14 protein-coding genes are annotated in these 14,997 nt (G+C 69.2%); 11 read left to right on the top strand and 3 right to left on the bottom strand.

Translation table 11 applies throughout. The annotated features are described in order from the left end of the window. Positions 1-5: 5 nt before the first annotated feature. The 4 genes from gspM (at position 6) to ACX40P_RS05810 (ending at position 4,218) form a co-directional block, all read left to right on the top strand. Positions 6-497 (top strand): type II secretion system protein GspM, encoded by a 492-nt coding sequence (gene gspM / locus ACX40P_RS05795; protein ID WP_459125381.1) that lies wholly within the window; start codon positions 6-8, stop codon positions 495-497. Further along, positions 494-1,993, top strand: coding sequence for a GspE/PulE family protein (locus ACX40P_RS05800; RefSeq protein ID WP_459125382.1), 1,500 nt, complete (start codon positions 494-496; stop codon positions 1,991-1,993). The genes gspM and ACX40P_RS05800 overlap by 4 nt, the downstream gene beginning before the upstream one ends. Continuing rightward, a complete protein-coding gene (locus tag ACX40P_RS05805) occupies positions 1,993-3,219 on the top strand; it encodes a type II secretion system F family protein (RefSeq protein WP_459125383.1) in 1,227 nt (408 codons plus the stop codon). Before ACX40P_RS05800 ends, ACX40P_RS05805 begins: the two co-directional genes overlap by 1 nt. A 144-nt stretch (positions 3,220-3,363) precedes the next feature. Further along, on the top strand, positions 3,364-4,218 hold the full coding sequence (locus tag ACX40P_RS05810; protein ID WP_459125384.1) for a DUF4394 domain-containing protein: 855 nt from the start codon (positions 3,364-3,366) through the stop codon (positions 4,216-4,218). Between the two features lie 68 nt (positions 4,219-4,286). On the opposite strand, the gene ACX40P_RS05815 is transcribed toward ACX40P_RS05810, so the two are convergent. Further along, positions 4,287-4,916, bottom strand: a complete 630-nt coding sequence (locus ACX40P_RS05815; protein WP_459125385.1) for a hypothetical protein — start codon at positions 4,914-4,916, stop codon at positions 4,287-4,289. Positions 4,917-5,002: 86 nt separating this feature from the next. Between ACX40P_RS05815 and ACX40P_RS05820 the strand changes: the two genes are divergently transcribed. The 7 genes from ACX40P_RS05820 to ACX40P_RS05850 all read left to right on the top strand — a co-directional run bounded on the left by ACX40P_RS05820 (position 5,003) and on the right by ACX40P_RS05850 (position 12,249). Beyond that, positions 5,003-6,043, top strand: coding sequence for an ABC transporter substrate-binding protein (locus ACX40P_RS05820; protein ID WP_459125386.1), 1,041 nt, complete (start codon positions 5,003-5,005; stop codon positions 6,041-6,043). A gap of 52 nt (positions 6,044-6,095) precedes the next feature. Further along, positions 6,096-6,698 (top strand): type II secretion system protein GspJ, encoded by a 603-nt coding sequence (locus ACX40P_RS05825; RefSeq protein ID WP_459125387.1) that lies wholly within the window; start codon positions 6,096-6,098, stop codon positions 6,696-6,698. After that, entirely contained in the window at positions 6,695-7,600 is a 906-nt protein-coding gene (locus tag ACX40P_RS05830) for a type II secretion system minor pseudopilin (protein ID WP_459125388.1), read from the top strand. The genes ACX40P_RS05825 and ACX40P_RS05830 overlap by 4 nt, the downstream gene beginning before the upstream one ends. A gap of 43 nt (positions 7,601-7,643) precedes the next feature. After that, positions 7,644-9,026 carry an L-serine ammonia-lyase gene (locus ACX40P_RS05835; protein ID WP_459125389.1) on the top strand — a complete coding sequence of 461 codons (1,383 nt, stop codon included), beginning with the start codon at positions 7,644-7,646 and terminating at the stop codon, positions 9,024-9,026. A 55-nt stretch (positions 9,027-9,081) separates the two neighbouring features. Further along, the gene (locus ACX40P_RS05840) at positions 9,082-9,408 is read left to right on the top strand and encodes a phasin family protein (RefSeq protein ID WP_459125390.1); all 327 of its coding nucleotides are present in this window, start codon (positions 9,082-9,084) and stop codon (positions 9,406-9,408) included. A 94-nt stretch (positions 9,409-9,502) separates the two neighbouring features. Next, a complete protein-coding gene (locus tag ACX40P_RS05845) occupies positions 9,503-10,444 on the top strand; it encodes a DUF808 domain-containing protein (protein WP_459125391.1) in 942 nt (313 codons plus the stop codon). A gap of 359 nt (positions 10,445-10,803) precedes the next feature. Then, a complete protein-coding gene (locus ACX40P_RS05850; RefSeq protein WP_459125392.1) occupies positions 10,804-12,249 on the top strand; it encodes a cobyric acid synthase in 1,446 nt (481 codons plus the stop codon). A gap of 26 nt (positions 12,250-12,275) precedes the next feature. On the opposite strand, the gene ACX40P_RS05855 is transcribed toward ACX40P_RS05850, so the two are convergent. Continuing rightward, entirely contained in the window at positions 12,276-12,815 is a 540-nt protein-coding gene (locus ACX40P_RS05855) for a hypothetical protein (protein WP_459125393.1), read from the bottom strand. 100 nt (positions 12,816-12,915) lie between these two features. Beyond that, positions 12,916-14,892: a TonB-dependent receptor plug domain-containing protein gene (locus tag ACX40P_RS05860; RefSeq protein WP_459125394.1), complete on the bottom strand. Its 1,977-nt coding sequence runs from the start codon at positions 14,890-14,892 to the stop codon at positions 12,916-12,918. Positions 14,893-14,997: the final 105 nt, after the last annotated feature.

A 14,997-nucleotide genomic window follows, 5' to 3' on the forward strand; every position in this document is an offset into this window, starting at 1 on the left:
GGGGCATGAGGATCGTCCGCATCGTCGAGGCGCCGGCCTTCGTCCGCCTGCGCGACTGGTGGCAGGGGCTGAGCGTGCGCGAGCGCTGGCTGGTCGGGACGCTCGGCGTCATCCTCGCGCTGCTCATCCTCGTTTTCGGGATCGTCAAACCGCTGCAGGCCAGCCGCGCGCAATCGATCGCCGATATCCGCACCTATGAGACGCTGACCGCGCGGATCAACGCGGCGGGCTCGCTCGGGCCATCGTCCGCGCCGCCGCCGCGCTCCGGCACCGCGGCAGAAGTGCTGAACCAGTCGGCCGGCGCCTATGGCCTGTCGCTGCAGATCGTCGCCACGCCCGACGGCGTCCGCGCCACCGTCGCCGATGGCGACTATGCGCAGGTGATTAACTGGATGGCCGATGTCGCGCGCACGACGTCGCTCGCCGCGACGCGGGTGGAGATGCAGCGGCTCGGCACGCCGGGCCGGGTGCTGGCGACCGTGGACTATCGCGGATGACCGATACGATGATCGTGGTCGACGACATCGTCCCGCCCGCACCCACCGTGCTGCCCTACAGCTATGCGCGCCGCAATGGCGTGCTGCTGCGGGGCGGAGCGGGCGGGGCGGAGTGCCTGCACCGGCCGGACGCGCCGCTGTCGGCGATGCTGGAGGTGCAGCGGCTGCATCCGTCCGTTTTCTTCGTCCCCGTCGCCGCCGATGCCTTCGAGACTGCGCTGTCTGGCACCTACGGACAGGGCGCGGCGCAGGCGGCGGAGTTCGAGATGGACGCCACCGACCTCGCCGCGCTGGCCGATTCGGCAGCCGCCATCGACGACCTGCTCGACACGCGCGACGATTCTCCCGTCATCAAGCTCATCAACGCGCTGTTGCTGGAAGCGGTGAAGGAGGGGGCGTCCGACGTCCATGTCGAGACGACCGAGAAGACCCTGGTCGTCCGCTTCCGCATCGACGGCGTGCTGCGCGACGTGGTGACGCCGCAGCGCGCGCTCGCGCCGCTGCTCGTCAGCCGCATCAAGGTGATGGCGAAGCTCGACATCGCCGAGAAGCGCGTGCCGCAAGACGGGCGCGTGACCCTGCGCATCGGCGGGCACGACGTCGACGCGCGCGTCTCGACCATTCCCACCCAGCATGGCGAGCGCGTCGTGCTGCGCCTGCTCGAAAAGGGTTCGCTGCGGCTCGACCTCGCGACGCTGGGCATGAGCGCGCGCGACGTGGATGTGGTCACTCGCCTGCTGGAGCGGCCGCACGGCATGCTGCTCGTCACCGGACCTACCGGCTCGGGCAAGACGACGACGCTTTACGCCGCATTGACCCGCCTCAACGACCGCAAGCGCAACGTCATGACGGTCGAGGATCCGATCGAATATGAACTCGCCGGCGTCGCGCAGACGCAGGTCAATCCACGCACCGACATGACCTTCGCGCGGGGGCTGCGCGCCATCCTGCGTCAGGATCCGGACGTCATCATGGTCGGCGAGATCCGCGATCACGAAACCGCCGAGGTCGCGGTGCGGTCGGCGATGACCGGGCACTTCGTGCTCTCGACGCTCCACACCAACTCCGCGATCGGATCGGTCACGCGGCTGCTCGACATGGGCGTCGAACGCTATCTGCTCGCGCCGATGCTCGTCGGCCTGGCCGCCCAGCGGCTCGTCCGCCAGCTCTGCCCCGCGTGCCGTCAAGAGGATGTCGCGACCGAGATCGACGCGCGACGTCTGGGCGGTGCGCTTCAGGTCGGCGAGCGAATTTGGCGCACCGGCGGCTGCGACGCCTGCCACGACGAGGGTTATCGCGGTCGCGCCGGCCTGTACGAAGTCATCGCGATCGACAATCAGCTTCAGGCGCTGATCCACGACGGTGCGTCGGAGGCGGCGCTGGAGCGGGCCGCCCGCACCGCCAATCCGTCGCTGTTGGAGGATGGGGTCGAGAAGATTCGCGCCGGCATCACCACCGTCGAGGAAGTCGCCCGCGTCACGCGGGAAGAGGGCTGATGCCCGCCTACGCCTACAGCGCCGCCGACCGCACGGGCGCCACGCGAAAGGGTATGGTCGAGGCGTCGAGCGCGCCCGCCGCGCGCACGATGCTGCGCGAACAGGGGCTGCTGCCGCTGTCGGTCGAGCCGGCGGCGGGGCGGGGCGGGGCGTCGGTCGGCAGCATCCGCCTGCCGTTCGCGCGCCGCGGCGTCACCTCGCGCCAACTCGCTACGCTGACTCGCCAGATCGCGACTTTGGTCGGCTCCGACATCCCGGTGGAAGAAGCGCTGCGCCTCGTCGCCGCGCAGTCGGAGGCGCGGCCGGTATCGACGTTGTTGATGGAGGTGCGCGGCAGCATCCTCGACGGTCGCAGCTTCGCCGCCGCGCTTGCCAATCACCCGAAGGCCTTTCCCGAATTCTACCGCGCATCGGTCGCGGCGGGGGAGAGCTCCGGCCGGCTGACCGATGTGCTCAACCACCTCGCCCATTTCGTCGAGACGCGGCACGGTAACGGACAGAAGCTGCAACTGGCGCTGCTCTACCCCGCGCTGCTGGCGACCGTGTCGATCGGCATCATCATCCTGCTGATGATCTACGTCGTGCCCGATATCGTCCGCGTGTTTGTGTCGCGCGGCGCCGAACTGCCGTTCCTGACGCGCGCGCTGATCGCCATTTCCGCGTTTCTGCAGAACTGGGGGCTGCTGCTGCTCGTCGCGCTGCTGGTCGGCGGATTCGTGTTCGGGCGCTGGGTGCGGGTGCCGGCCAATCGTCTGCGCCTCGACCGCATGTTCGCCGAGCGTCGCCCGTTCCGCCGCTTCAGTCGCCAGCACAATGCCGCGCGCTTCGCCGGCAGCCTGGCGACGCTGGTGGGGAGTGCGGTGCCGCTGGTCGAGGCGCTGCACGCCGCCGCCGCCGTCACCCCGAATCGCCATGTGCGCGAACGCGCGCTGCATGTCGCGACCCGGGTGCGCGAGGGGCTGTCGCTGCGCGCCGCGATGGCGGAGGCGGCGGTGTTTCCGTCGATGCTGACCGCAATCGTCGCGAGCGGCGAAAGCTCGGGCAAGCTCGCTCCCGCGTTGGGACGCGCGTCGGACGAATTGGAGCGCGAACTCGACGCGCTGGTGGCCACCCTGGTCGCACTGGTCGAGCCGATGGTGCTGCTGATGATGGGGGGTATGGTGCTGATGATGGTGCTGGCGATCCTGCTGCCGATCATCAACCTCAACAACCTCGTTACTTTGTAGCCGCGCTACAACTGCCAAAGTTGTAAAAGGTTCCACACTATAGTTTGCGTGTCCGCCGCCGGACATACTTAATAGCTTGTTGACTATCTCTTAACCTGCGGCAATGTCGAGGCCGGGGCGGGAGAGATCAACAGGGATATTTCCATGCGCAAGTTTCTAGGCATTGCTGCCGCCGCGACCATTCTCGCCGCGTCGGCGCCGGCCACTGCGGCCACCGTCTTCGGCATCGACCTGTCGGGCCGTCTCGTTACTTTCGACAGCGCGTCGCCGTCGACGATCACGTCGACCCGTGCGCTCAGCGGCGTGGTCGGGTCGGCGATCCTCGGCATCGATTTCCGCCCGTCGACGGGTGAGCTGTTCGCGCTCGGCGGCAACTCGCAGCTGTACACCATCAACACCACCACCGGCGCGGCGACCGCGGTCGGCACCGGCGGCCTGCCGCTCAGCGGCAGCAACTTCGGATTCGGCTTCAACCCGACGGTCGATCGCATCCGCTTGGTCAGCGATTCGGGCCAGAACCTGCGGCTGAACCCGATCACGGGCGGCGTCGCGGCGACCGACGGCGCGTATCTCTATGCCGACGGTTCGCAGTCGAACATCACCGCGGTCGGCTACACCAACAGCGTCGTCAATGCGACCTCGACCACGCTGTACGGCATCGATTTCACGCGCGACACGCTGACGCTGATGGGCAGCCCGAACGGCGGTCTGGTCACGACGGTCGGCCTGCTCGGCTTCGACATCGACGCCGACGCCAGCTTCGACATCGACGCCAACGGGCAGGGTTTCCTGTCGAGCGGCTTCAACTTCTACACGGTGAACCTGACGACCGGCGCCGCCGCTCGCGTCGGGGGCACGGACGGCCTGCGCAACATCGCAGTCGCGCAGCCGGCGGTTGCGGCGGTGCCGGAACCGGCGACCTGGGCGATGCTGATCTTCGGCTTCGGCATGGTCGGCAGTGCGATGCGCCGCCGTCGGACGACCGTCAGCTTCGGCTGAGGTCTGTCATTCGAATCGATCGGATCGGGGTCGGGAGCGAAAGCTTCCGGCCCCGATTTGCATTCGGGTCAGATCTCGCCCTTGATGCTTGCCCCCGGCGGCAGGCCGACAAACGGCAGCGCGGCAGCACCTTCAGGTGTCATCGTGACCTCGACTGTCCCGTTTTCGGACAGGGTGATCGTCATCAACGTCCGCCGCCGCATCGTCGCGGGCGCGAGGCGCATCCGGCTCGTCGTGCCGACATGCTCAGCCAGCAGAATCAGCGAAGGCACCGCGGTTGGCGCTCCGCCAGCCTTCGGCGCACACGTCCCGGCATCGGTTGTCAACGTGCCTTCGACCATCTGACCCGATCCACCCAGCTTCGCGCGCGGGAATTCGGCCTGCATCGGAAAGTCGCACACGAAGGGCAGGTCGGGCTGGATCGCGCGGATCAATGTACCATCGGCGGACCCGCTCATCGCGTCGATCGTCGCCGACGACGGCCCGATCAGCGCGCGTCCGCCGAGGTTCGTTGCCGTCCCCGTCGCGCGCCAGTCGACCGCGAAGCCCAGACTCGTGAGACTGCGCAAGGGGGCCCATTCCCACGCCAGGATGCTGCCGCCGGCCAGCCCGACTTCGCCGTTCCAGATCGTGCCCGAAATGCCCGTCCGCCACGCGCCGTCATCGACGATCGCACCGGCCGGGATCGTCGCGATCATCGCGATCGCATAAGCGGCTATGCCAAGCCCCGAGAAGGCGATAAGACGGCGGCGCGCGCCGTCGCGTGCGATGTCGGAGGCATTTGGTGAATCGTCGGGACGCTCTAAGGCTTCTGCGATCCGGCCTCGTCGTATCAGCGGCGTCATCGATCCTTCCCCCTGCGGCATTCGGTGCGAAGCGCGATACGCGCCCGGCGGCGCTGCTGCTCCCCCTGTCGGGCGAGCGCGCCGCGCTGGGGCTTAGCATGCAGCGTGCGGCCATGCTCGCGCAATCCGATGCGAAACTGCTTGTCGCCTTCGACACCGCCGGCACCGCGACCGGCGCGGCGGCGGCGGCGCAGGCGGCGCTGAAGCGCAAGTGCGCGATCATCCTCGGGCCGCTGACGTCGTGGGAGGCGAGTGCCGCGGCGAAGGCGGTCGCCGGTCGCGTGCCGGTCGTCGCCTTCACCAACAATCCCGCCGCCGCCGTCGACGGCGCGTTCGTGTTCGGCCTGACCGCGCAGCAGGCGACGACCTCGGTGCTCGGCTATGCCCGCTCGCGCGGGGTGCGCAACGTGGTGGTCGTCGGCGACGGCAGCGTGTGGAGCAATGCCGCCAGCGAAGCTGCGGTGAAGGCGCAAGGGGCGGTCGGCCTCGACATTCGCGCCGTCACCGTCACGCCGGGCGGCACCCTGCCCGCGGCCGGGGAACAGCCCGACGCCGTCCTGCTGCCCGGCAGCGGGGAGGCGGTGCTGGCGGCCGCACGCAACCTGCGTGGCAGCGGCATCCAGCTGCTCGGCACCGTGCAGGCGCTCGACTATCGCCCCTCGGCGCTCGACGCGCTGAACGGCGCGTGGCTGGCGGCACCGGACCCGAAGGCGTTCGGCGACTTCGCCACCGATTTCCAAGGGCGCAACGGCGGCGATCCCGGCACGCTCGCCGCGCTTGCCTATGACGCATCGCGCATCGTCGGTGTCCTGCGCGACGGCAACCGCATGAACCGCGAAGGGCTGATCGCCGGCGACGGCTTCACCTGCGTCACCGGCACCGTCCGCTTCCGCAGCGACGGCAGCTGCGCGCGCGACCTGTCGATCCTGGTCGCGAGCCGCGACGGCTATGCGAGCGTCGCGACCAGCCGGGGCGCGTGACGTGACGGCGGGGCGGGCGGCGGTCCCAAGCACCCTTGCACACACCAGTGCCGTGCTCCCGCGCAGGCGGGAGCCCGGGGCCACCAGTGCCGCCGCCTGTAACCCTGGGCTCCCGCCTGCGCGGGAGCACGGTGCGGGGCGGGCCGACGCCGGCTTCACCCTCATCGAACTCCTCATCTCGCTGCTCTTATTCGCGCTCATCGCGGTCGCCGGCATCGCGCTGGTCGACAGCGTGCTGGGCGTGCAGGGTCGCACCGCGGCGCGCCTCGATCGTCTCACCGACCTGCAACGCGCGATGCTGGTGGTGTCGGGGGATGTCGAGCAGGTCGCGGGCGGCGATATCGCCGGCGGCGGACCGGCGATCAGCTTCCGCCGCTCCGCCCCCGGCGTCGGCGGGCCGCCGGTCACCGTGCGCTATGCGCTCGATCGCGGCGTGCTGGTGCGCGATGCCGGCGGCGGGGCCCAGGCGGTGCTGCGCGACGTGGCCGCGGTGCGCTGGCGCTTCTTCGACGGCGGCTGGATCGATCGCTGGCCGACCGGCGACGAGAAGGCATGGCCGCGCGGGATCGAGGTGGAGGTGACGCTGGCCGGCACGCCCGGCGGCGCCATTCGCCGCGTCATGCTGCTGCCGACCCGCGCGAAGGACGTGACGTGAGCGGCTCGGACCACGACGACGCCGGCATGATCCTCGTCAACGTGCTGATGTTCGTCGCCATCGCCGCCGGCCTCGTGCTGCTGATGATCGAGCGTGAGGAACTGGCGCTCGATCGCTCGCTGCGCGTGCGCGAGGCGGCGGTCGCTTCCGCGGCGGTGCGGGGCGGGGAGATTTCGGCGATCGTCGCGCTACGCCGCGATGCCGAGGTCGCGCCGGAGGCCGACAACCCCGCCGAACCGTGGGGCGCGCTCGCCGAGCGTGGCGCACCGATCGCCGGCGGCACCTTCGACCTCGCGATCTCGGATGCGGAGGGGAAGTTCAACGTCAACATGCTGCGCTCCGGCAATTCGATGGCGACGTTGCTGTTCGACCGGCTGGCCGAACAGGCCGGCATCGACCACGAGACCGCGCTGAAGGCGGTCGAGCTGGTCCGCCTGCACGGTCCCTTCACCGATCTGCGCCCCTTGCGCTTCGCCGGGTTCGACCCGCCGACGCTTGCGAAGATGGAGGCGCTGGTCACCGCGTTGCCCGGCGAAACCGCGATCAACCTGAACGCCGCCAGCCCGGAAGTCCTCACCGTCCTGTTCAACGATCCCGTCGTCGTCGACCGCCTGGTTCGCGTCCGCGCGCGCCAGGGGTTTCTGACGCCCAAGGATCTGGACGACCAGAAGGTGTCGGCACCGCCCGGCACCTCTTTCCGCTCGAACACCTTCTGGGTCCGTACCCGCGCGACCGTCGGCGACACGGTGCAGCAGGGCGCGACCCTGATCCAGCGCACGCTCTCCCCCGATGGTGTCCGCACTACACAGCCGGTCGAACGCTGGCTCGGCGCCGCCGTCCCCCCCGACGCGCCCGCGTTCGGTCAGGCGGACGGCGCGGTGGCGGACGTGAAGGGCGGGTGACGATGGTTTCAATCGTTACCGCATCGGCCTATCCTCGTCCGCAATGACGCAAGCCAGCCTGTCCGTCCGCGCCAACCTCGCCCGCCCGATCAGCGTGGTGGAGCTGTTCACGATCGGCATCGGCCCGTCGAGTTCGCACACCGTCGGCCCGATGCGCGCCGCGCGTGCCTTCGCCGGCACGATCGCCGACCGCGCGGTCGTGCGCGTGTGCGCGACCCTGCACGGCAGCCTGTCGCTGACCGGCCGCGGCCATGCCACCGACACTGCGGTGATGGTCGGCCTATCCGGCTGGGAGCCGGAAGCGGTCGACCCCGACGCCATCCCGCCGATGATCGCCGCGATCGACGCGAACCACTCTATCGACATCGACGGCACGCTGCCGGTTCCGTTTGATCCGGCGCGTGACATCGTGTTCAGCCATGATTTTCTGCCCGGCCATCCCAACGGCCTGACCTTCGTCGCCACGCTGGACGACGGGTCGGAGGTGCGTGCGCGCTTCTATTCGATCGGCGGCGGTGCGATCGCGGAAGAGGGCGCGGTCGAATCCCGCGCCAACGTCGCGCTGCCCTATCCCTTCTCGTCCGGCGAACAGATGCTGGCGCTCGCCGCCGAACAGAATTGCTCGATCGCCGACCTCGAACGCGCGAACGAGGCGGCGTGGCGGTCCGCGGAAGAAACCGACGCCTTCCTCGACAGCGTGCGCGAGGCGATGTTCGGCAGCATCCGCCGCGGCTGCGCGACCGACGGCATCCTGCCCGGCGGGCTGAAGGTGCCGCGCCGCGCCAAGGCATTGCAGGACAAATTGAACGATCGCGGCCCGCGCTCCGACCCGTCGGCGGTGTTCGACTGGGTCAGCCTGTGGGCACTCGCGGTCAATGAGGAGAATGCCGCCGGCGGCCGCGTCGTCACCGCGCCGACCAACGGGGCGGCGGGCGTCATCCCGGCGGTGATGAAATATTACGAGGCCTTCGTCCACGGGGCGACCCGCGCGGGCAGCCGCGACCTGCTGCTGACGGCTTCGGCGATCGGCAGCCTGTACAAGAAGCGCGCGTCGATCTCCGCAGCCGAGATGGGGTGCCAGGGCGAAGTCGGCGTCGCCTGCTCGATGGCCGCCGCCGGTCTCGCCGCGGCGCTCGGCGGCACGCCGCGCCAGGTCGAGAATGCCGCCGAGATCGGCATGGAGCACAACCTCGGCCTGACCTGCGATCCGATCGGCGGGCTCGTCCAGATCCCCTGCATCGAACGCAACACGATGGGCGCGATCAAGGCGATCAACGCCGCCTATCTCGCGCTGCACGGCGACGGCAGCCACGTCGTCAGCCTCGACGCCGTCATCGAGACGATGCGCCAGACCGGCGAGGACATGCGCAGCAAGTACAAGGAAACAAGCCAGGGCGGGCTGGCCGTCAACGTCGTCGAATGTTGAGCGCTTTGCCGCGCTCGTGCGTTCGAAGGTGCAGGATCAAGGCAGGAGGGCAAGCATGGACGACATGACCGATCGCATGAAGGAAGCAGGCTCCGCGATGAAGGCCAGCGGCGAGAAGATCGCCGAGGGCGGCTCGCAGGTCGGCATCAAGGTGCTCGACCAGGCCGAAGCCAACGCACGCGAGGCGTTCGCCGCCATGCGCGCCGCCGCGCAGGCGAAGGATCTCGCCGAGGTGATGAAGATCCAGGGCGATTATCTGCGCGAACAAGGCAGCCGATCGATGGCGCAGGCGCGCGAGATCGGCGAGTTGATCGTCCAGTTCGGCAAGGACAGCACCGCGCCGTTCCGCGGCAGCGGCGGGGTCGACACGTCGGGCGGATGAACGCCTGCCGGGTTGACATGGCCCGGCCGGTATAGCTTCGGAGTGCTCCGGCCCGTGCCGGAGCACTTTTTCATGTAACGAACGGAAAACGCGCATGCCCGGTGGCTTGGTTGCCCTGCTCGACGACATCGCCGCGCTGGCGAAGCTGGCGGGCGCCTCGCTCGACGACGTGGCCGGTGCCGCGGGCCGTGCGGGCACGAAGGCGGCGGGTGTCGTCATCGACGATACCGCCGTCACGCCCCGCTATGTCGTCGGCCTGTCGCCCGACCGCGAACTGCCGATCATCCGCAAGATCGCGCTGGGCTCGCTGCGCAACAAGCTCGTTTTCCTGCTGCCCGCTGCGTTGTTGCTCAGTGCGTTCGCGCCCTGGGCGATCACGCCGATCCTGATGATCGGCGGTACCTATCTGTGCTTCGAGGGCGCGGAGAAGGTCATCGCCGCGATCACCGGCCACCAGCATGCCGACGAGGTGACCGACATCACCGATCCTGCTGTGTTGGAGACGCGGCAGGTGACCGGCGCGATCCGTACCGACTTCATCCTTTCGGGCGAGATCATGGCGATCGCGCTCGCCGACCTGACCGACAAGCCGTTGTGGGAACAGGGCGTCGTGCTCGCGATCGTCGGCATCGCGATCACGCTCGGCGTGTATGGCGCCGTCGCGCTGATCGTGAAGATGGACGACATCGGCCTCAGCATGGCGCAGGCGCGCTCGTCCGCGTCGCAGGCGATCGGCCGCGGCCTGGTCGCGGCGATGCCGAAGCTGCTGTCCGCGCTGTCGATCATCGGCACCGCGGCGATGATCTGGGTCGGCGGTGGCATCATCGCCCACGGGCTGGAGGTCTTCAGGCTGGGTGCAATCCCCCACGCGATCGAACATGCCGCCGACGTCGTCGCGGCAGCCTCGCCGGTCGCGCAGGGCGTCGTCCACTGGGTGGTCGCGGCGATCGGCGCGGCGATCGTCGGCGGTGTCGTCGGCGGCGTGGTCGTATTGATCTACGAGGCGGTGCAGCGCGCCCGCGGCAAGGCGCATTGATCTCGACGGGCCTCGACTGTTCCGTGGTGCCTGACCCCGTTCGTCCTGAGTAGCCGCTGAGCTTGTCGAAGCGGCGTATCGAAGGACAGTTCACGGGTGCCGGATGAAGAGCCCCTGCGCAGGCCGGCGGCTTCCCGCTGTCCTACACATCACCCCGCCGCTATCCCCGAACAGGCTCCAACAATACTCAACCGATCGGTTGAGCGTCGTCCGGCCGGTTTCACGAGGGGAATCGCAGGTGTTTTCGTCTCAACATTCACGCTCAACCGATCGGTTGAGTATCGATGGCGACTCCGCCTCGCTGGCGTCACGAGGAGCCGTGTAGTGGCTGACATCATGCCCTCCGAACGGTCCGCATCATGCCTGCGCTGATGCTGCAGGGCACCAGCTCCGACGTCGGCAAGTCAGTGCTGGTCGCAGGCCTCTGCCGCGCCTTCGCCAACCGTGGCCTGACGGTCCGCCCGTTCAAGCCGCAGAACATGTCGAACAACGCCGCCGTCACGATGGACGGCGGAGAGATCGGCCGCGCGCAGGCGACGCAGGCGATCGCCGCGCGCACCCCCGCCACCGTCGACATGAACCCCGTGCTGCTGAAGCCGCAGGGCGATCGCAGCTCGCAGCTGATCGTGCGCGGACAGGTGCGCGGCACGCTAGACGCGCGCTTCTGGCGCGAGGGGCGGGAGGGGCTGCTTGCCGAAGTGCTGGAGAGCTACCACCGGCTCGAAGCCCAGGCCGATATCGTCGTCGTCGAAGGCGCCGGCAGCCCCGCCGAGATCAACCTGCGCGCCGGCGACATCGCCAACATGGGCTTCGCGCGGGCGGCGGGCGTGCCGGTTGTGCTGGTCGGCGATATCGATCGCGGCGGCGTCATCGCCGCGCTGGTCGGCACGCGCGGGGTGATTGATCCCGCCGATGCGGCGATGATCCGCGGCTTCCTCGTCAACAAGTTCCGCGGCGATCCGACGCTGTTCGACGACGGCTATCGCGCCATCGCCGACCGCACCGGCTGGCCCGGCTATGGCGTGATCCCGTGGATGGCGGATGCCTTCCGTCTGCCGAGCGAGGATGCGGTGATCCTTCAACATCCGGCTGCGCCGGCGGGCGGGCGACGGGTCGTCGCCTGCCCGATCACCGCGCACATCGCCAATTTCGACGATCTCGATCCGCTGCGGCTGGAGCCGGACGTCGATCTGGTCATGGTCCCGCCCGGTACGCCGATCACCGACGCCGACCTGATCGTGCTGGCGGGATCGAAGGCGACGCGCGCCGACCTCACTTTCCTCACCGCGCAAGGCTGGGACATCGACATCCGCGCGCACCATCGTCGCGGCCGACCGGTGCTCGGCATCTGCGGCGGCTACCAGATGCTCGGCCGCAGCGTCGCCGATCCGCTGGGGATCGAGGGTGCCGCGGGCACGACGCCCGGCCTCGGCCTGCTCGACGTCGAGACCGTGCTCGGTCCCGCCAAGACGCTACGCCAGGTGACCGGGGAGGCGCTCGGCGCGCGATTCGACGGGTATGAGATCCACTGCGGCGCCACCACCGGCCCCGACACGGGGCGTCCGCTCGGCCGGATCGACGCCATGCCCGAAGGCGCGACCAGCGCCGATGGTCTGGTCGCCGGCTGCTACATCCACGGCCTGTTCGCCCGCGCCGAGCAGCGGGCGGCGTGGCTAACGAAGATCGGCGCGACGGCGCGCGGGCCTGACCACGCCGCGTCGGTGGACGCCGCCCTCGACTCGATCGCCGAGACGCTGGAGCGGCATGTGGATGTGGATGGACTGCTGAAACTGGCGCGCGGGTAGGCCAATCCCCGTTCGTGCTGAGCTCGTTACGCCGCCTCGACGCGTCTGGCCGCCGGCACACCCAGCGCCACCAGCGCATGATACATCGCGACTAGACCGGCCAGCATCAGCGCCTCCTGCCCGAACTGCCGCGCTGTCCAATAGGGCGACAGGGCGGTATGCACGCCGCCCAGCACCAGCGACCAGCCGAGCAGTGCCGTCTTGTAGGCTAGGAACCCTACGCCGAACGCCGTCGCCAGCCGCATCGCCGCACCGTGTGTGGCGACGGCAGCAGCGCCGAGTCGAGCGACCACCATCGCCGCCAGCGCGGCGGTGAGGATCGCGACCCCCCATGCCAGCGTCGTTTCATCGCGGGGATAGTGCAGGACGAAGAAGCCGACCGCCTGCGACACCGCCCAGGTCAGCGCCATCAGCGCATAGCCGCCTCGCGCCGGCAATCGCGTCGCCGCCAGCGCGGCGAGCGCGGAGAACGGCGTGGCGCAAGCCAGCGCGAGCGTCGTGACGCCACTCGCCGCGGTCAGCAGTGCCACCCACACCGGGGTCGAATTGCCATGTTCGGTCGTCATGATGGATTTCCGTCGCTTTGAAGGAGTGTTCACAATCACATCCGTTCGCCCTGAGCGAAGTCGAAGGGCACCTCCGACTCCGCTCAGCACGAACCGCTGTTCAGAAGCGTCCGCGGAACCCGGCGTAGAAGCTGCGCCCCAGATTGCCGTACCCGGCAGCCGTCACGTACGTCTCGTCGAACACGTTTTCGACGCGCGCGAACAGGCGCACCGCCGAACTGATCGGCACGTCGCCGCGCAGGTCGACCAGCGTGTAGGGTGCGAAGCGCACGGTGTTCGAAGCATTCTCGAACGCCTCGCCCGACCAGCGTGCCGCGACGCCGACCGATCCACCCTGGTCGAACGTGTAATTCGCCGATGCGTTGGCGGTGTGCCGCGGGCGCCGCGCCAGGAAGCGACCGAAGGTCGCCGCGCCCGGCGTCCGGTCGGTCGCCTTGGCCCAGGTGAAGTTGCCGTCCACCAGCAGATTCTTCGCGACGCGCACGCTGGCCGCCGCCTCGATGCCGCGGGCTTCGGCACGGGCGATATTGAAGTAATAGCCGAAGCGGCGGACGGTCGTGCTGCCGATCGCGAAGCAGCGCGGGTCGGTCGAGGTCGACGAACAGCTGTTGAAGCCGATCTGGTCGGTCGTGTCGCGATCGAAGTACGTCGCGCCGACGCTGATCGCGTCGTTCACGAACCGCTGCTCGACACCCGCTTCCCAGCCGTGCGCCCGCTCCGGGTTCAGGGCCTGATTACCGAATTCGGAGAACAGCTGGTACAGCGACGGCGCCTTGAAGCCCTCGCCGTAATTGGCGCGGACGATCGTGCCCCACGGCGCGCGGTAGACGCCGCCACCGGCGAAGAGCGTTTCCGATCCGTAGCGGCTATGGTCGTCGTTGCGCACGCCGCCGCTCAGCGTCAGGCCTGTGAAGACCTCGGCATTCAATTGGCCGTAGAAGCTGGTGATCTCCGCGGTGCCGCGGATCGGGGCGGGGATGGCGGTGGTCAGCGCGGCGGGCGGCGACACACTGCGGAAGCGCGAGCGCTCGTTCTCGGCACCGACGGTCAGGTCGAAGCCCGGCGCGATCGCGAAGCTGCCCTGATATTCGAACCGGCGGTTGCGCCCGACCGCGTCGAAGGTCAGCGCGCGGACGGTCGCCGGGTTGGCGGCGCGCTGCGGGTTGTAGTTCTCGCGATCGGTGTCGGTGTAGCCATAGCCGAAGCGGTTGCGGAACCGCCCGTCGAGCAGGTCGACGTTGACGCCGGCGTAGCCGACGAAGTCGCGGGTCAGCGAATATTCCAGGCTGTCGACGCCGAACCCGTCATTCTCGACGCGCCCGTCGCTGTAGAAGCCGCGCAGGTCGATGCTGACGCCGGTCGCGACGTCCAGCAGCGCACGGCCGCTGACGTTGCGGTTGGTGTAGCCGTCCAGCTCGGTGCCGCTCGCGATCGCCGAAATGCCCTGCGTGGTGAAGGTCTGGCCGCCGATCCGCCAGGCGAGTGGTCCGGTCTTGCCGCCGATCGCGGCCCGCCCGCTGACGGTGCGGCGCGAGCCTGCTTCCACGTCGAAGCTCCCTTCGAGTTCGCGCGTCGCCAGCGGTGTGACGATGTTGACGACACCGCCGATCGCCTGGCTGCCCCACAGGATCGACTGCGGCCCGCGCAGCACCTCGATCCGCGCGGCGTCGCCGGTCAGCAGGTTGCCGAAGTTGTAACCGCCGCCGACGGCGGACGGATCGTTCAGCTTCACGCCGTCGATCACGACGACCGTCTGGTCGGTTTCGGCGCCGCGGATGCGCAGCGACGTAGCCGTGCCGAAGCCGCCGTTGCGCGACAGGGTGACGCCCGGCGTGCGGACCAGCAGGTCTGCGATATTGATGTCCTGCGAGCGGTCGATCGCGGCCTTGTCGAGTACGGTCACCGATGCGGCGACCTCGTCGCTGGCCTTCGGCGTGCGCGTCGCGGTGACGACGATATCCTTGTTGGCAGATTCGTCGCTGGTGGTCGCGGCGGCGGCGTTCGGTGCGGGCGCCTCTTGGCCGAAGGCAGACGTGGAGGCGAGCAGCGTGATGAGAAACGCGGAAGTCTTCAGCATTGGTAATAACCCCAAACGGACAGTCGAAGCTCGTGACCGTTCGGAGGGGGAGGGCGCGCACGACCTCGCCCCCCGCGCGGACGCGGGCTGGCGATGTCGTCGCTC

Source organism: Sphingomonas sp. RS2018, assembly GCF_054489605.1.